This window comes from Pseudomonas sp. DTU_2021_1001937_2_SI_NGA_ILE_001 (genome assembly GCF_032463525.1).
Lineage (GTDB): Bacteria > Pseudomonadota > Gammaproteobacteria > Pseudomonadales > Pseudomonadaceae > Aquipseudomonas.
Genome location: NZ_CP135971.1, coordinates 5,023,319 through 5,039,523, shown reverse-complemented (window position 1 = coordinate 5,039,523; position 16,205 = coordinate 5,023,319). Strand labels below are relative to the sequence as shown.

The following is a 16,205-nucleotide window of genomic DNA, read 5'->3' as shown; positions in this document are numbered from 1 at the left end:
GTAACTTCCTACAAAACTTGATAGCGAGTGCCTGAGACGGTCTTTTCCGGTAGCATTCCGGCGAGTTCGAACCGCCTGGAATCCCCCATGTCCGACCGCCTGACCCTTTTGCGTCCCGACGACTGGCACATCCATCTCCGTGATGGAGCCGTACTGCCCCACACCGTCGCCGACGTCGCCCGCACCTTCGCCCGCGCCATCATCATGCCTAACCTGGTGCCTCCGGTACGTAACGCCCAGCAGGCCGATGCCTATCGCCAGCGCATCCTGGCCGCGCGCCCGGCAGGCAGCCGTTTCGAGCCGCTGATGGTGCTCTACCTCACTGACCACACCAGCCCCGAGGATATCCGCGCTGCCAAGGCCAGCGGTTTCGTCCACGCCGCCAAGCTCTACCCTGCCGGTGCGACGACCAACTCCGACTCCGGCGTAACCAGCCTGGAGAAGATTTTCCCGGCGCTGGAAGCCATGGCCGAAGTGGGCATGCTGCTGCTGGTACATGGTGAAGTCACCCGTAGCGAGATTGACGTCTTCGATCGCGAGAAGCTGTTCATCGATGAACAACTGAGCCGCGTCGTGGAGCGTTTCCCGCAATTGAAGGTGGTGTTCGAACACATCACGACAGGCGATGCGGTGCAGTTCGTCAACCAGGCCAGCAGTAACGTCGCGGCGACCATCACCGCGCACCACTTGCTGTATAACCGCAATCACATGCTGGTGGGTGGTATTCGTCCGCATTTCTATTGCCTGCCGATCCTCAAGCGCAACACGCATCAGGTTGCACTGCTCGACGCCGCCACCGGCGACAGCGGCAAATTCTTCCTGGGTACAGATTCGGCACCGCATGCCCAGCACGCCAAGGAAGCCGCCTGCGGCTGTGCCGGCTGCTATACCGCCTATGCGGCGATCGAGCTGTATGCCGAAGCCTTCGAACAGCGCAATGCGCTGGACAAACTGGAAGGTTTCGCCAGCCTGCATGGTCCGGCGTTCTACGGCCTACCGGCAAACCAGGACACTATCACCCTGGTGCGCGAAGAGTGGACGGCTCCGGCCAGCCTGCCTTTCGGCGAACAGACTGTCATTCCGCTGCGCGCTGGTGAAAAACTGCGCTGGCGCCTGCTGGAGAATCAGGCGTGAGTGAAGATCAGTACGACGAAGACCTGGACCTGCAAGGTGGCGGCGGCGCCCGCCACCCCATGGCAGCGCGCTTTCGCGGCTATCTGCCAGTGGTGGTCGATGTCGAAACCGGCGGGTTCAACGCCGCGACCGACGCATTGCTGGAAATCGCCGCCGTGACCATTGGCATGGACGAAAAGGGCTTCGTATTTCCGGAGCACTCGTATTTTTTCCGCGTCGAGCCTTTCGAGGGCGCCAATATCGAGCCGGCGGCTCTGGAGTTCACCGGCATCAAGCTGGACCATCCGTTGCGCATGGCGGTGAGCGAGGAAACTGCACTCACCGACATTTTCCGTGGCGTACGCAAGGCCCTGAAAGCCAATGGCTGCAAACGTGCGGTGCTGGTCGGCCACAACGCCAGCTTCGACCTGGGCTTCCTGAACGCCGCCGTGGCGCGCATGGACATGAAGCGCAACCCTTTCCACCCCTTCTCCAGCTTCGACACCGCGACCCTGGCTGGTCTGGCCTATGGTCAGACCGTGCTGGCCAAGGCGTGCCAGGCGGCCGGCATCGACTTTGATGGCCGCGAAGCACACTCGGCGCGCTACGACACCGAGAAGACCGCCGAGCTGTTCTGCGGAATCGTCAACCGCTGGAAAGAGATGGGCGGCTGGCACGACTACGACGACTGACCGTGTCGCTGCGCCTGCGCCGCCGAGTGGCGGCGCAGCCTTTTGAAGCCCATCCTGTCGCGAGGTTGAACCGCTCATCGAATCCTCGCATGCCGATCAAAAACAATTTTGACAAGCATTCTCATTACGATTAGTCTCCTCGGCAACACGCATCACACAGAGACGGTCCCAAGTTTATGTATGTTTGCCTTTGCCAAGGTGTCACTGACGGTCAGATTCGCGAAGCGATCTTCGAAGGCTGCTGCAGTTACCGCGATATCCGCCAGACCCTGGGTGTAGGCACTCAATGCGGCAAGTGCGCTTGCCTGGCCAAGGAAGTGGTGCGCGAAACGCTGACCGAGCTGCAGACCACTCAGGCCGCACTGGCCTACCCCGCAGAATTTTCTGCCGCGTAAATCACGCCTGAATCACGAAACCGGACAATGTCCGGTTTTTTTATGCCTGTAATTCAATTACTTAGGCTCAAGATGCAGAACTCAAACATTCTTATTCAGATTTAATTTCACTTATTATTCAATAACTTAGGTTTGACACTAGATTAAGTCGGGATCAAACTCGCGGCCTATAGACATTAGCCTGCGGCAGGAACTCGACATGAAAGGCGACATTACAGTCATTCAACATCTCAACAAGATCCTTGGGAACGAGCTGGTCGCTATCAACCAGTACTTCCTGCACGCGCGTATGTACGACGACTGGGGCCTGAACAAGCTCGGCAAACACGAGTACCGTGAATCCATCGACGAGATGAAACACGCGGACAAGATCATCAAGCGCATCCTGTTCCTGGAAGGCATCCCCAACCTGCAGGACCTCGGCAAGATCCTGATCGGCGAACACACCAAGGAAATGCTCGAGTGCGACCTGAAGATCGAGCAAAAAGGTCTTGCCGACCTCAAGGCAGCCATCGCTCACTTCGAGACCGTCGGCGATTTCGGCAGCCGTGAGCTGCTCGAAGACATCCTGGAGTCCGAAGAAGAACACATCGACTGGCTGGAAACCCAGCTGGGCCTGATCGACAAGATCGGCATCGAGAACTACCTGCAATCGCAGATGGGCGACGAAGACTGAGCAGGCAGTCATGACTGCGCCAGGCGAGCCTAGCGCAGACCGCTTGCCTGCAGATGCCCCCTCATTGCAGGGATCGAAAAAAAGCCCCGCCTGGATCACCAGGCGGGGCTTTTACATGCAGCGCGAATCAGGCCTTGGCTTTTTCAGCCGCCTGTTTGATCAGCGATTGCAGTTCACCCTTCTCGAACATTTCCAGAATGATGTCACTGCCGCCGACCAGCTCGCCGTCCACCCACAGTTGCGGGAAAGTCGGCCAGTTGGCGTATTTGGGCAGGTTGGCGCGAATCTCGGGGTTTTGCAGGATGTCGACGTAGGCGAACTTTTCGCCGCAAGCCATCAGCGCCTGGGAAGCGCGGGCCGAAAAACCGCATTGTGGCGCGTTGGGTGCGCCTTTCATGTAAAGCAGGATCGTGTTGTTGGCAATCTGCTCTTTGATCGTTTCGATGATATCCATCAAGCACCTCGGCTGAACTTTCCGACCCGGTTGTCGGCACGATGGCGCATTGTAACGTAAAGCCGAGGCCAACGCTCGGTCTTGAACGTGACCGTCTTGCGGGAAGGGATTCAGCCGCTGGTGATTGGCGTGACCTTGCGCTGCATCTGCAGTTCGCTCACGGTCTCGATCTGCTCCTGAGCCACATGCACACCGGTCAGATCGCCAATCAACCGCCAGTGTTCGTCCAGACCCGAACTGATGGTAGCCATGCGATCGATCATGCGACGCCCTGCCGCCCGAGTGACCTCGTCTTCGCTACGCAGCAATTCGAAAGACATGGATGTTATCGAAGCAGTCAGGTGCGTGAGGGTCCGGGCTGTCAGCCCGAGCAGCTCCGTCAATTGACGTTCCTTTGCGTTCATCCGAAAACCCTCCTGTGGATCTGTCTGCTTTATAACCCAGGGTAGACACTAAAGATACAAACGACTTTACCACTGCGTGATGCGCGTCGCATTCACAATGATGCCATATCGCCATTCTCACGATTCTCCCTTCGCAAGGCATGGATTACCCGGACTGCTTTATTACCAATATTGCAAAGCGAGCGAGGGGCGGTGTACAAATGCTCTCTTCCCTCACGAACACCGACGGAGCTGATTCCACCCCTGGCCGACGCCTTGTCATGGTCATGAAGGGTCACCGATCGAGCCAAAATACTCCCAACTTCTTATAAATCAACGGCGCCGTTGTGTTGTTGCGACATTTTTTTATAACATCGCGCCTTCCCCTATTCGTCGCTAAATGCGGCCTTCGCCGCAGAGATTGCCCGTTTTCCGGATAAATAACCGTTTTGGGCACCTGCGGTCTGTTGCAAAAAAGGTAGTCAATAATGAGCGCCAGGCACTTTCTCTCGATGATGGATTACACCCCAGACGAACTGCTGGGCCTGATCCGTCGTGGCGTAGAGCTCAAAGACCTGCGAAACCGTGGCGTGCTTTTCGAACCCCTGAAGAATCGGGTTCTGGGCATGATCTTCGAGAAATCCTCGACACGCACCCGTCTTTCCTTCGAAGCCGGCATGATCCAAATGGGCGGCCAGGCCATCTTCCTGTCTCATCGCGACACCCAACTGGGTCGTGGCGAACCCATTTCCGACAGTGCCAAGGTGATGTCGCGTATGCTCGACGCGGTGATGATCCGCACTTACGCGCACAGCAACCTGATCGAGTTCGCGGCCAATTCCCGCGTGCCGGTTATCAACGGGCTGTCGGACGATCTGCATCCCTGCCAGTTGCTGGCTGACATGCAGACCTTCCTCGAGCATCGCGGCTCGATCAAGGGCAAGACCGTGGCGTGGATCGGCGACGGCAACAACATGTGCAACAGTTATATAGAAGCGGCCATCCAGTTCGACTTCCAGCTGCGCGTGGCCTGCCCTTCCGGCTACGAGCCGAATCCGGACTTCATGGCACTGGCCGGTGAGCGGGTCACGATCGTCCGCGACCCGCGCGAGGCTGTCGCTGGCGCGCACCTGGTCAGCACCGATGTGTGGACCTCCATGGGCCAGGAAGACGAAGCCGCACGGCGCATGGCGTTGTTCGCGCCTTACCAGGTCACCCGCCAACTGCTCGACCTGGCTGCGCCGGAGGTGCTGTTCATGCACTGCCTGCCGGCACACCGCGGCGAGGAGATCAGCGAAGACGTGCTCGACGACCCGCGCGCCGTCGCTTGGGACCAGGCCGAAAACCGCCTGCACGCGCAAAAGGCGCTTCTGGAGTTCCTGGTCGCCCCTTCCTACGCGCCATGAGCCATTCACTGCTGCTCAACCTGCGCGGGCTTGCCTGCGGTTATCAGGACAGCCGCGTGGTACAGGACCTGAACCTGCACCTCAACGCCGGCGACATCGGCTGCCTGCTGGGTTCGTCAGGCTGCGGCAAGACCACCACCCTGCGCGCCATCGCCGGTTTCGAGCCCGTTCAGGCCGGCGAAATCAGCCTGGCAGGTGCAGTGATCTCACGTCCCGGCTTTACCCTGGCACCGGAAAAGCGCCGTATCGGCATGGTCTTTCAGGACTATGCCCTGTTCCCTCACCTGAACGTGGCAGACAACATCGGCTTCGGTATTCGCCGCCATCCGCGCTTGCGCGAGGTGGTCGACGAACTGCTGGAGCGGGTCAACCTGAAGAACCTGGGCAAGCGCTACCCGCATGAATTGTCCGGTGGCCAGCAACAGCGCGTGGCGCTCGCCCGGGCACTGGCTCCGGAGCCGCAGTTGCTGCTGCTCGACGAGCCCTTCTCCAACCTCGACGTGGAACTGCGCAAACGGCTCAGTGCCGAGGTCCGGGAAATTCTCAAGGCACGCGGCACCAGCGCGATTCTGGTCACCCACGATCAGGAGGAAGCCTTCGCAGTCAGCGATCATATCGGGGTCTTCAAGGAAGGCCGCCTAGAGCAATGGGACACGCCCTACAACCTCTATCACGAGCCTCTGACGCCCTACGTGGCAAGCTTCATTGGCCAAGGATATTTCATTCGTGGACAGCTTCTCGACCACGATGCCATCCAGACCGAACTGGGCGTGCTGCGTGGCAATCGCGCCTACCCAGGCCCCAGCGGCAGTGCAGTCGACGTACTGCTGCGCCCGGACGACATCGTCCACGCCCCGCACAGTGCCTTGAAAGCCCAGGTGACCGGGCGCACCTTCCAGGGCGCATCGACCCTGTACAACCTGCGGCTCGCCACCGGCAGTCAGCTTGAAGCCCTGTTTCCCAGCCATGTCGATTGCATGCCGGGCGATGAGGTCGGCATTCAGGTCGCTGCCGAGCATCTGGTCGCCTTTCCGGCCTCGGGCAGTGTGCAGGCGTCCCGTGCCACCGCGCTTTAGGTTTTGTACGAAAAGCCGGCGAGCGAAGGTCAGGCAAGGCGCAACGAGCGAAGCGAGTAACAGCCGTAGGCTGACCCGAAGGGCGAGCGCCAGCGAGTCAAAACAGGCGAGGAACGGTCGGAGTCGCGGGCGACTTTACTGGAGTAAATGAGCATTCCGACCGGGCTGGCGATCCAGCCTGTTTTTAACGCAGCATGGCCGAGCGCAGGCACTTTTCGTACAAAACCTAGGGTTGCTCAGGCACGACCGATGGCAGCAAAGCTGGCCGCAGTCTGCGCGGCCAGGGCCGCCGCCGCCAACTCGACCTCCAGCCCCCGCCGCCCGGCACTGACGAAAATGGTGTCGAAAGGTTGTGCGCTCTGGTCAATGAAGGTGCGCAGGCGCTTCTTCTGCCCCAGCGGGCTGATACCTCCCAGCAGGTAACCCGTCGCGCGTTGCGCCGCCGCCGGATCAGCCATCTCGGCCTTCTTCACTCCAGCCGCCAGGGCCAGGGCCTTGAGGTCAAGGGTGCCAGCGACCGGCACTACCGCGACCAGCAGTTCGCCCCTCTCACTACAGGCCAGCAGGGTCTTGAACACCCGGGCCGTTTCCAGCCCCAGTTTCTCGGCGGCTTCCAATCCATATGAAGCAGCCTTGGGGTCATGCTCGTAGCTGTGTACTCGATGCTCGACGCGATTTTTTTTCAGCAGATCCAGTGCGGGGGTCATGGTCGTTCCAGAACGTTCGTGGCGGGGCTCACTGTAAGCCAAAACCGCGATAGGCTGCGGGCTTTCGTCAAAATTTCCCGCTTCCCTCCCAGCCCTTTACCACTCGGTTTGCCGACGTTTCGCAACGCGCAATCATGAAAGCTTGTCTACGGTTCATATTCGACCTTTGACAGTTCAATTCAACGGTTATATTTTCGTTTGCGAAGATAGTCGAACATTCGATTCGACACCCGTCAGTGTTTTCGCTTCATCCCGATGTCCTGCTGCACGAGCCGATCCGATAAACGCCTGACGCGAGCCGGGCAACAACAATAACGAGGTTTGCATGACAATCCATATCAAACAGCCCAGCCTGGCTGGCCAATGCACCGCCGAGTTCCTCGGCACCGCCCTGATGCTCTTTTTCGGTACCGGTTGCGTGGCAGCGCTCAAGGTCGCCGGTGCCAGCTTCGGCCTCTGGGAAATCTCCATCATCTGGGGGATGGCGGTCAGCATGTCCATCTACCTCAGTGCCGGTGTCTCCGGCGCCCATCTCAATCCGGCGGTGAGCATCGCCCTGAGCCTGTTCGCCGGTTTCGAAAAGAAAAAGCTGCCGTTCTACATCGCCTCGCAGATCGCCGGCGCGTTCTGCGGCGCCGGCCTGGTGTACCTGCTGTACGTCAACCTGTTTTTCGACTTCGAACAGGCACACCAGATGGTTCGTGGCACGGCGAAGAGCCTGGAGCTGGCATCGGTCTTCTCGACCTATCCCAACCCGGCCATTTCCGTCGGCCAGGCATTCCTCGTCGAGGTGGTCATCACCGCCGTGCTGATGGCCGTGATCATGGCCCTGGCCGACGACAAGAACGGCCTGCCACGGGGTGCTCTGGCGCCCCTGCTGATCGGCCTGCTGGTGGCCGTCATCGGTAGCGCCATGGGCCCGCTGACCGGCTTCGCCATGAACCCGGCCCGCGACCTGGGTCCGAAGATCATGACCTTCCTGGCTGGTTGGGGTGACATCGCCTTTACCGGCGGACGCGACATCCCCTACTTCCTGATTCCAATCTTCGCCCCGATCATCGGCGCCAGCCTCGGCGCGGGCTGCTACCGCCTGCTGATCGCTCGCCACCTGCCTGGTGCCGAGGAACCACAGCCCGCCAGCGAACAGGTCGGCGCCAAGGCGCAGGCTTCTTCCTGACTCCGTTCAACCACAAAAGGCAATCGACATGACTGACGCAAAGAACAAGAACTACATCATTGCCCTCGACCAAGGTACGACCAGCTCCCGGGCTATCGTTCTTGACCGCAACGCCAACGTGGTGAGCACCGCACAAAGCGAATTCACCCAGCACTACCCACAGGGTGGCTGGGTGGAGCACGACCCCATGGAAATCTTCGCCACACAGAGCGCCTGCATGACCAAGGCCATGGCCCAGGCCGACCTGCAGCCGGGCCAGATCGCCGCCATCGGCATCACCAACCAGCGGGAAACCACCCTGGTCTGGGAAAAGGACAGCGGCCGCCCCATCTATAACGCCATCGTCTGGCAATGCCGCCGCAGTACCGAGATCTGCCAGCAGCTCAAGCGTGACGGCCTGGAAGACTACGTGCGCGATACCACGGGCCTGGTGATCGATCCCTACTTCTCGGGCACCAAGCTCAAGTGGATCCTCGACCACGTGGAAGGCAGCCGTGAACGGGCACGCCGTGGCGAGTTGCTGTTCGGCACCATCGACAGCTGGCTGATCTGGAAACTTACCGGCGGCCAGGTGCATGTCACCGACTACACCAACGCCTCGCGCACCATGCTGTTCGACATCCATAACCTGCGTTGGGACGACCGCATGCTCGACGTGCTGGATATCCCCCGCGAGATGCTGCCGACCGTCAAGGGGTCGTCGGAAGTCTACGGCCACACCCGCAGCGGCATTCCGATTGCCGGCATCGCCGGTGACCAGCAGGCGGCCCTGTTCGGCCAGATGTGCGTGGAACCCGGCCAGGCCAAGAACACCTACGGCACTGGTTGCTTCCTGCTGATGAACACCGGCAGCACCGCCGTCAAATCCACTCACGGCTTGCTCACCACCATCGGTTGCGGCCCGCGCGGCGAAGTGGCCTACGCCCTCGAAGGCGCCGTGTTCAACGGCGGCTCCACCGTGCAATGGCTGCGTGACGAACTGAAGGTGGTCAACGAGGCGTTGGACACCGAGTACTTCGCCAGCAAGGTCAAGGACAGCAACGGCGTCTATCTGGTACCCGCCTTTACCGGTCTGGGCGCCCCGTACTGGGACCCCTATGCCCGTGGCGCACTGTTCGGCCTGACTCGCGGCGTGAAGATGGACCACATCATCCGCGCCACCCTGGAATCGATTGCCTTCCAGACCCGCGACGTGCTCGATGCCATGCAGAGCGATGCTGGCGAGCGCCTCAAGGGCCTGCGCGTAGACGGTGGCGCAGTGGCCAACAACTTCCTCATGCAGTTCCAGGCCGACATTCTTGGCACTCAGGTCGAGCGGCCACACATGCGTGAAAGCACGGCGTTGGGCGCGGCGTTCCTGGCGGGCCTGGCCACCGGTTTCTGGAGCAGCCTGGACGAACTGCGCGACCGCACGGGCATCGAGCGGGTCTTCGAACCGGACATGGCTGAAGCCGAACGCGAAGAGCGCTACTCCGGCTGGCAGAAGGCGGTAGAGCGCACCCGCGACTGGGCGCCTCACGATAACCAGGGCTGAGTATCGTCAGCGGACAAGACTCAGGGCGCGAGGCGACTCGCGCCCTGAATCTATCCAACCACAGGGTCGCCACACCAAACGATTGCGTGCGTCATGCACGGGCGCACTCGCGACACTCGACATGACAGGCAGGGTATCGGTGGGTCATGATTGCGCCATTTGCACAAGGTGCCTGAAGGACCACCATGAACCTGCCTCCCCGCCAGAAACAGATCCTCGAGCTGGTCCGCGAACGCGGCTATGTCAGTATCGAGGAACTGGCCACCCTGTTCGTCGTCACGCCCCAGACTATCCGCCGTGATATCAACCAGCTTGCGGAAATGAACCTGCTGCGTCGCTACCATGGCGGCGCCGCCTACGATTCGAGCATCGAAAACACCGCCTACGCCATGCGTGCCGACCAGATGCGCGATGAAAAGCAACGCATTGCCGAAGCCGTTGCCGCGTTGATCCCGGACAACGCCTCGCTGTTCATCAACATCGGCACCACCACCGAAAGCGTCGCCCGCGCCCTGCTCAACCACAGCAATCTGAAAATCATCACCAACAACCTGCACGTGGCCGCCACGTTGAGTGCCAAGGACGACTTCGAAGTGCTGGTCGCCGGTGGCAACGTGCGCCGCGACGGCGGCGTGGTCGGCCAGGCCAGCGTCGACTTCATTGGCCAGTTCAAGGTCGATTTTGCCCTGGTGGGCATCAGCGGTATCGATGAAGACGGCAGCCTGCTGGACTTCGACTACCAGGAAGTGCGGGTATCCCAGACCATCATCGCCAACGCCCGGCAGGTGATCCTCGCCGCCGACTCCAGCAAGTTCGGGCGCAACGCCATGGTGCGGCTGGGCCCGATCAGCCTCATCGACTACCTGGTCACCGACGCACCGCCCATGCCAGCCCTGCAACAGCTGCTGGTGCAGCACAAGATCCGCCTGGAAGTCGCCTGATCCACGCCCCCGGTGCAGCCTCTGCACCGGTCAGAAATGTTCGATTTTTTTCTTTTCTATCGACCCGATTAAGGTTTTTGATGAACACCGACTAGATGCAGGCTTTTTGTTGCGTTATGATTTTCGGAAATGAACATTGATGTTCGATTTCGTCCTTAGCGCTCGATTATGCTCCCGGAGGCCACCGATGACCGACATGACCGCGCATGCTCCATCGCCTGACCAGATCTATGACATCGCCGTGATCGGCGGCGGTATCAACGGTGTAGGCATCGCTGCCGATGCCGCCGGCCGAGGCCTGTCGGTGTTTCTCTGTGAGCAGGACGACCTGGCCAGCCATACCTCTTCGGCCAGCAGCAAGCTGATTCATGGTGGCCTGCGCTATCTGGAACACTACGAGTTTCGACTGGTTCGCGAAGCACTCGCCGAACGCGAAGTGCTGCTGGCCAAGGCGCCGCATATCGTCAAGCCCATGCGTTTCGTACTGCCGCATCGCCCGCACCTGCGCCCGGCGTGGATGATCCGCGCAGGCATGTTTCTGTATGACAACCTGGGCAAACGCGAAAAGCTACCGGCCTCGCGCACGATCAACTTCGGTGCCGACAGCCCGCTCAAACCGGCCATCACCCGCGGTTTCGAATATTCCGACTGCTGGGTGGATGACGCGCGCCTGGTGGTCCTCAACGCCATGTCGGCCCGTGAGCATGGCGCGCAAATCCATACCCGTACCCGCTGCACCAGCGCACGACGCAGTGACGGTGTCTGGCACGTCGACCTGCAGCGCCGCAATGGCGAAGTCTTTTCGATTCGCGCCCGCGCCCTGGTCAACGCGGCGGGGCCTTGGGTCGCACGGGTCATCCGTGAAGATCTGAAGCTGGATTCGCCGTATGGCATTCGCCTGATCCAGGGCAGCCACCTGATCGTGCCGCGCCTGTATGAAGGCGAGCACGCGTTCATTCTGCAGAATGAAGACAAACGTATCGTTTTCACCATCCCGTACCTGGATCAGTTCACCATCGTCGGCACCACCGACCGCGAGTACCAGGGCGATCCGTCGAAGGTGAAGATCACCGACCAGGAGATGGATTACATCCTTCAGGTCGCCAACGACCACTTCAAGCGCCAGCTCACCCGCGACGACGTGCTCAATACCTATTCCGGTGTGCGCCCGCTGTGCAACGACGAGTCCGACAACCCGTCGGCCATCACCCGGGACTACACCCTGTCACTCAGCGACAGCGGTGGCCAGGCACCAATCCTTTCCGTGTTTGGCGGCAAGCTCACCACCTACCGCAAACTGGCCGAGTCGGCGATGTCGCAACTGGCGCGCTGGTTCCCGCAGATGAAACCGGCCTGGACCGCCAGTGCCCCGCTGCCAGGCGGTGAACAGCCATTGCAGGCCAGCGAACTGACCCAGCGCCACCCATGGCTGCCTGCCAGCCTGGCGCAACGCTGGGCACGCACCTATGGCACCCGTAGCTGGCAATTGCTGGAAGGTGCCACCAGCCTGGACGACCTGGGCGAGGAATTCGGCGCGGGACTGTACGCCCGTGAAGTGCGTTACCTGCGCGATCAGGAGTGGGCCGTTGAGGCCGATGACATTGCCTGGCGGCGCACCAAGCTGGGTCTGTTCCTCAGCGCCGAGCAGTGCAACGCATTGCAGACCTGGTTGGCCGAACACAGCCGCACAACTGAAACCGTCGCGGCCTGAGCGTAATCGTACGCATCCTGCCCGGCCTGCGGTCGGGCAGAATTTTCGCCTGCCAAAAACCAGATCCTTCCACCGAAGCGGTGAAAGCGGCTTCAGCCGCGAGCGCATCGCGGTCCTGCCACTCAAGTACGCCTGCCCCTTCCTCGGCCAATCAGGTCATTGGGCTTGAACGCAATACTGGCCTATTAGACCGAGTAGCGGCTTCAGCCGCGAAGCGACCGCCCGTTCACGACAGATGCGGTGAGCTTCCTGGCGCTTTCGCGGCTAAAGCCGCCCCCACCGGGCCACATCCCGCTTAAGCGAACAGTATTGCGGCTAGCGCCGACTCCACCTGCATCCCCTCCCTTCCAGCACTCCCCACCATTCGGATTTCCGAACGCAGCTGCCCCACCGATTCGGTTTCCCGGACGAGAAATGCCGCCAGAAAGCCGAACAGAAAAAAATAAAACCTTATAAATCAATAAGATAATCAATGAACCCAGTCTGGCACGAGTCATGCTCTACACTCATCGTCGACCGCTTCAACATCAAGGCATGTGTCTAGCTAGCGCCGTTGGAGCATTCGTTGAGATGTGGCCAGACCACAGCTCGGCCATCCGAATAAAAAATGAAGTCGAGGATTCATCGATGCGTATCGTTCCCCAGTTGTTGGGCGCAGCCGTTGCTGCTGCCGCTCTGCTCAGCACTCCAGTCTCCGCCGCCGAACTGACCGGCACACTGAAGAAGATCAAGGATTCAGGCACCATCACCCTCGGTCACCGCGACGCGTCCATTCCGTTCTCCTACATCGCAGACGCTTCCGGCAAGCCAGTGGGCTACTCTCACGACCTGCAGATTGCCGTCGTCGAAGCGCTGAAGAAGCAGCTGGACGTTCCGAACCTCAACGTTCGCTACAACCTGGTGACTTCGCAGACCCGTATCCCGCTGGTACAGAACGGCACGGTCGACCTGGAGTGCGGTTCGACCACCAACAACGCCGAGCGCGCCCAGCAGGTCGACTTCTCGGTCGGCATCTTCGAAATCGGCACCCGCCTGCTGACCAAGGTCAAGGACGGTCAACCGGCCTACAAGGACTTCGAAGACCTGAAAGGCAAGAACGTGGTGACCACCGCCGGTACCACCTCCGAGCGCATCCTCAAGGCCATGAACGCCGAGAAGCAGATGGGCATGAACATCATTTCGGCCAAGGACCACGGCGAATCCTTCCAGATGCTGGAGTCGGGTCGTGCGGTCGCCTTCATGATGGACGACGCCCTGCTCGCTGGCGAAATGGCCAAGGCCAAGAAGCCTACCGACTGGGTGGTGACCGGTACGCCACAGTCCTACGAGATCTACGGCTGCATGGTTCGCAAGGACGACCCGGCCTTCAAGAAGGCCGTCGATGACGCCATCGTCGCGGTGTACAAGTCGGGCGAGATCAACAAGATCTACGACAAGTGGTTCCAGCAACCCATCCCGCCGAAGGGCCTGAACCTGCAATTCCCGATGAGCGACGAACTGAAGAAGCTGATCGCCGAGCCTAACGACAAGCCAGCCCCTGAGAAAGCCAAGGGCTGATCGGCCGCTGTTACCCGGGTGGCCGTGCTGCCCGGGATCTCCAAACACACGCAGCAGCAAGCCCCTGGCGGAGCCAATGGTGGCTTTGACGTACACACGAGCCTGAACGGATTCGAGCGATGCGCATGCGTGCATTTCGGTCGATATAGAACAAGAGGGGGAGACCCTGATGAATTACAACTGGGACTGGGGCGTGTTCTTCAAGTCCACTGGCGTCGGTGACGAGACCTACATCGACTGGTACGTCTCCGGCCTGGGCTGGACCATCGCCATTGCCCTCGCCGCCTGGATCATCGCACTGGTGCTGGGTTCGATCCTCGGCATCATGCGCACCGTACCGAACCGCCTGGTATCGGGCATCGCCACGGCCTATGTGGAACTGTTCCGCAACGTGCCGCTGCTGGTGCAACTGTTCATCTGGTACTTCCTGGTACCGGACCTGCTGCCCGAGGGCCTGCAGGAGTGGTACAAGCAAGATCTCAACCCGACGACTTCGGCGTTCATCAGCGTGGTGATCTGCCTCGGCCTGTTCACCGCCGCGCGGGTCTGCGAACAGGTACGCACCGGTATCGAAGCCTTGCCGCGCGGTCAGGAATCGGCAGCCCGGGCCATGGGTTTCAGCCTGCCGCAAATCTACTGGAACGTGCTGCTGCCACAAGCCTACCGCATCATCATTCCGCCGCTGACCTCCGAATTCCTGAACGTGTTCAAGAACTCCTCGGTGGCCTCGCTGATCGGCCTTATGGAGCTGCTGGCCCAGACCAAACAGACCGCCGAATTCTCGGCCAACCTGTTCGAAGCCTTCACCCTGGCGACGCTGATCTACTTCACCTTGAACATGAGCCTGATGCTGCTCATGCGCCTGATCGAGAAGAAAGTCGCCGTGCCCGGCCTGATTTCCGTAGGGGGTAAATGATGGACTTCACCGGAATCATCCCTGCCCTTCCCGCGTTGTGGAACGGCATGCTCATGACCCTTCAGCTGATGGTCATGGGCGTGATCGGCGGTATCGCCCTGGGCACCGTGCTGGCGCTGATGCGCCTGTCGTCCAGCAAGCTGCTGTCGAATCTCGCTGGCGCCTACGTCAACTACTTCCGCTCCATCCCGCTGCTGCTGGTCATCACCTGGTTCTACCTGGCGGTGCCCTTCGTGCTGCGCTGGATCACCGGCGAAGACACCCCGGTGGGCGCGTTCACCTCCTGCGTCGTGGCCTTCATGATGTTCGAGGCGGCGTACTTCTGCGAGATCGTGCGTGCCGGCGTGCAGTCGATCTCCAAAGGCCAGATGGGCGCTGCCAAAGCGCTGGGCATGACCTACGGCCAGATGATGCGCCTGATCATCCTGCCCCAGGCCTTCCGCAAGATGACCCCGCTGCTGCTGCAGCAGAGCATCATCCTGTTCCAGGACACCTCGCTGGTCTACACCGTGGGCCTGGTCGATTTCCTCAACTCCGCCCGCGCCAGCGGCGACATCATCGGCCGTGCCAACGAGTTCCTGGTCTTCGCCGGTGTCGTGTACTTCATCATCAGCTTCGCCGCCTCGCGCCTGGTCAAGCTCCTGCAGAAAAGGTTCGCCGTATGATCACCATCAAGAATGTCAACAAGTGGTATGGGGACTTCCAGGTACTGACCGATTGCAGCACCGAGGTCAGCAAGGGTGAAGTGGTGGTGGTATGCGGCCCGTCCGGTTCCGGCAAATCGACGCTGATCAAGTGCGTCAATGCCCTGGAGCCGTTCCAGAAAGGCGACATCATCGTCGACGGCACTTCCATCGCCGACCCCAAGACCAACCTGCCCAAGCTGCGCTCGCGGGTCGGCATGGTGTTCCAGCACTTCGAGCTGTTCCCGCATCTGTCGATCGTCGAGAACCTGACCATCGCCCAGATCAAGGTACTGGGCCGCAGCAAGGAAGAAGCCACCGAGAAGGGCCTTAAACTGCTCGATCGCGTCGGCCTGTCGGCGCATGCACACAAGTACCCAGGCCAGCTTTCCGGCGGCCAGCAGCAGCGTGTGGCGATCGCCCGTGCGCTGGCCATGGACCCGATCGTCATGCTGTTCGACGAACCGACCTCGGCGCTGGACCCGGAAATGGTCAACGAAGTGCTCGACGTGATGGTGCAGCTGGCCCACGAAGGCATGACCATGATGTGCGTGACCCACGAGATGGGCTTCGCCCGCAAGGTCGCCAACCGGGTGATCTTCATGGACAAGGGGCAGATCATCGAGGACTGCGCCAAGGAAGAGTTCTTCGGTGACGTGTCGGCCCGCTCCGACCGCGCTCAGCAGTTCCTGGCCAAGATCCTTCAACACTGACAGGTGGCCCGGCAGCACCGCTGATCGGCGCTGCCGGGCCAACCTGCCTGCACCTGCAAAACGCTGAACCC

17 protein-coding genes are annotated in these 16,205 nt (G+C 60.6%); 14 read left to right on the top strand and 3 right to left on the bottom strand.

The genetic code is table 11. The features are described from left to right. The first annotated feature begins 87 nt into the window (after positions 1-87). From pyrC to bfr, 4 genes are all read left to right on the top strand, one after another. Positions 88-1,134: a dihydroorotase gene (gene pyrC / locus RRX38_RS22060; protein WP_315960665.1), complete on the top strand. Its 1,047-nt coding sequence runs from the start codon at positions 88-90 to the stop codon at positions 1,132-1,134. Positions 1,135-1,193: 59 nt separating this feature from the next. Beyond that, positions 1,194-1,805 (top strand): ribonuclease T, encoded by a 612-nt coding sequence (rnt, locus tag RRX38_RS22055; RefSeq protein WP_410524927.1) that lies wholly within the window; start codon positions 1,194-1,196, stop codon positions 1,803-1,805. A gap of 176 nt (positions 1,806-1,981) precedes the next feature. Continuing rightward, complete coding sequence (locus tag RRX38_RS22050) at positions 1,982-2,200, top strand: bacterioferritin-associated ferredoxin (RefSeq protein WP_295470970.1); 219 nt, start codon at positions 1,982-1,984, stop codon at positions 2,198-2,200. 199 nt (positions 2,201-2,399) lie between these two features. Then, positions 2,400-2,876 (top strand): bacterioferritin, encoded by a 477-nt coding sequence (bfr, locus tag RRX38_RS22045; protein ID WP_295470971.1) that lies wholly within the window; start codon positions 2,400-2,402, stop codon positions 2,874-2,876. Positions 2,877-3,003: 127 nt separating this feature from the next. Here the strand turns inward: bfr and grxD are convergent, their stop codons facing one another. After that, positions 3,004-3,330, bottom strand: a complete 327-nt coding sequence (gene grxD, locus RRX38_RS22040; protein WP_295471567.1) for a Grx4 family monothiol glutaredoxin — start codon at positions 3,328-3,330, stop codon at positions 3,004-3,006. Positions 3,331-3,440: 110 nt separating this feature from the next. Continuing rightward, positions 3,441-3,734 (bottom strand): hypothetical protein, encoded by a 294-nt coding sequence (locus tag RRX38_RS22035; RefSeq protein WP_315960664.1) that lies wholly within the window; start codon positions 3,732-3,734, stop codon positions 3,441-3,443. A 467-nt stretch (positions 3,735-4,201) separates the two neighbouring features. Here RRX38_RS22035 and argF point away from each other — a divergent pair, with 467 nt between their 5' ends. Both argF and RRX38_RS22025 read left to right on the top strand, forming a co-directional pair. Continuing rightward, complete coding sequence (argF, locus tag RRX38_RS22030; protein ID WP_315960663.1) at positions 4,202-5,119, top strand: ornithine carbamoyltransferase; 918 nt, start codon at positions 4,202-4,204, stop codon at positions 5,117-5,119. Then, positions 5,116-6,195, top strand: coding sequence for an ABC transporter ATP-binding protein (locus tag RRX38_RS22025; RefSeq protein WP_315960662.1), 1,080 nt, complete (start codon positions 5,116-5,118; stop codon positions 6,193-6,195). Before argF ends, RRX38_RS22025 begins: the two co-directional genes overlap by 4 nt. A gap of 236 nt (positions 6,196-6,431) precedes the next feature. Here RRX38_RS22025 and ybaK read toward each other — a convergent pair whose 3' ends face one another. Beyond that, a complete protein-coding gene (gene ybaK, locus RRX38_RS22020) occupies positions 6,432-6,902 on the bottom strand; it encodes a Cys-tRNA(Pro) deacylase (protein WP_315960661.1) in 471 nt (156 codons plus the stop codon). A gap of 325 nt (positions 6,903-7,227) precedes the next feature. Here ybaK and RRX38_RS22015 point away from each other — a divergent pair, with 325 nt between their 5' ends. The 8 genes from RRX38_RS22015 (at position 7,228) to RRX38_RS21980 (ending at position 16,134) form a co-directional block, all read left to right on the top strand. Continuing rightward, the gene (locus RRX38_RS22015; RefSeq protein ID WP_295470979.1) at positions 7,228-8,079 is read left to right on the top strand and encodes an MIP/aquaporin family protein; all 852 of its coding nucleotides are present in this window, start codon (positions 7,228-7,230) and stop codon (positions 8,077-8,079) included. A 28-nt stretch (positions 8,080-8,107) separates the two neighbouring features. After that, positions 8,108-9,613, top strand: a complete 1,506-nt coding sequence (gene glpK, locus RRX38_RS22010; RefSeq protein WP_315960660.1) for a glycerol kinase GlpK — start codon at positions 8,108-8,110, stop codon at positions 9,611-9,613. A gap of 185 nt (positions 9,614-9,798) precedes the next feature. After that, positions 9,799-10,554 carry a DeoR/GlpR family transcriptional regulator gene (locus RRX38_RS22005; RefSeq protein ID WP_295470983.1) on the top strand — a complete coding sequence of 252 codons (756 nt, stop codon included), beginning with the start codon at positions 9,799-9,801 and terminating at the stop codon, positions 10,552-10,554. A gap of 187 nt (positions 10,555-10,741) precedes the next feature. Then, positions 10,742-12,265 carry a glycerol-3-phosphate dehydrogenase gene (gene glpD / locus RRX38_RS22000; protein WP_315960658.1) on the top strand — a complete coding sequence of 508 codons (1,524 nt, stop codon included), beginning with the start codon at positions 10,742-10,744 and terminating at the stop codon, positions 12,263-12,265. A gap of 627 nt (positions 12,266-12,892) precedes the next feature. Further along, on the top strand, positions 12,893-13,822 hold the full coding sequence (locus tag RRX38_RS21995; protein WP_315960657.1) for a glutamate/aspartate ABC transporter substrate-binding protein: 930 nt from the start codon (positions 12,893-12,895) through the stop codon (positions 13,820-13,822). 169 nt (positions 13,823-13,991) lie between these two features. Further along, a complete protein-coding gene (locus RRX38_RS21990) occupies positions 13,992-14,738 on the top strand; it encodes an amino acid ABC transporter permease (RefSeq protein WP_295470988.1) in 747 nt (248 codons plus the stop codon). After that, entirely contained in the window at positions 14,735-15,403 is a 669-nt protein-coding gene (locus RRX38_RS21985) for an amino acid ABC transporter permease (protein WP_295470989.1), read from the top strand. The genes RRX38_RS21990 and RRX38_RS21985 overlap by 4 nt, the downstream gene beginning before the upstream one ends. Next, complete coding sequence (locus RRX38_RS21980) at positions 15,400-16,134, top strand: amino acid ABC transporter ATP-binding protein (protein ID WP_295470991.1); 735 nt, start codon at positions 15,400-15,402, stop codon at positions 16,132-16,134. The genes RRX38_RS21985 and RRX38_RS21980 overlap by 4 nt, the downstream gene beginning before the upstream one ends. Positions 16,135-16,205: the final 71 nt, after the last annotated feature.

Coding starts and splice junctions, on each gene's coding strand:
- glpK (WP_315960660.1), top strand. CDS start 8,108: ATGACTGACGCAAAGAACAAGAACTACATCATTGCCCTCGACCAAGGT.
- RRX38_RS22050 (WP_295470970.1), top strand. CDS start 1,982: ATGTATGTTTGCCTTTGCCAAGGTGTCACTGACGGTCAGATTCGCGAA.
- RRX38_RS22025 (WP_315960662.1), top strand. CDS start 5,116: ATGAGCCATTCACTGCTGCTCAACCTGCGCGGGCTTGCCTGCGGTTAT.
- bfr (WP_295470971.1), top strand. CDS start 2,400: ATGAAAGGCGACATTACAGTCATTCAACATCTCAACAAGATCCTTGGG.
- pyrC (WP_315960665.1), top strand. CDS start 88: ATGTCCGACCGCCTGACCCTTTTGCGTCCCGACGACTGGCACATCCAT.
- rnt (WP_410524927.1), top strand. CDS start 1,194: ATGGCAGCGCGCTTTCGCGGCTATCTGCCAGTGGTGGTCGATGTCGAA.
- RRX38_RS21990 (WP_295470988.1), top strand. CDS start 13,992: ATGAATTACAACTGGGACTGGGGCGTGTTCTTCAAGTCCACTGGCGTC.
- RRX38_RS21985 (WP_295470989.1), top strand. CDS start 14,735: ATGATGGACTTCACCGGAATCATCCCTGCCCTTCCCGCGTTGTGGAAC.
- RRX38_RS22005 (WP_295470983.1), top strand. CDS start 9,799: ATGAACCTGCCTCCCCGCCAGAAACAGATCCTCGAGCTGGTCCGCGAA.
- RRX38_RS21995 (WP_315960657.1), top strand. CDS start 12,893: ATGCGTATCGTTCCCCAGTTGTTGGGCGCAGCCGTTGCTGCTGCCGCT.
- RRX38_RS21980 (WP_295470991.1), top strand. CDS start 15,400: ATGATCACCATCAAGAATGTCAACAAGTGGTATGGGGACTTCCAGGTA.
- argF (WP_315960663.1), top strand. CDS start 4,202: ATGAGCGCCAGGCACTTTCTCTCGATGATGGATTACACCCCAGACGAA.
- RRX38_RS22035 (WP_315960664.1), bottom strand. CDS start 3,734: ATGAACGCAAAGGAACGTCAATTGACGGAGCTGCTCGGGCTGACAGCC.
- ybaK (WP_315960661.1), bottom strand. CDS start 6,902: ATGACCCCCGCACTGGATCTGCTGAAAAAAAATCGCGTCGAGCATCGA.
- grxD (WP_295471567.1), bottom strand. CDS start 3,330: ATGGATATCATCGAAACGATCAAAGAGCAGATTGCCAACAACACGATC.
- RRX38_RS22015 (WP_295470979.1), top strand. CDS start 7,228: ATGACAATCCATATCAAACAGCCCAGCCTGGCTGGCCAATGCACCGCC.
- glpD (WP_315960658.1), top strand. CDS start 10,742: ATGACCGACATGACCGCGCATGCTCCATCGCCTGACCAGATCTATGAC.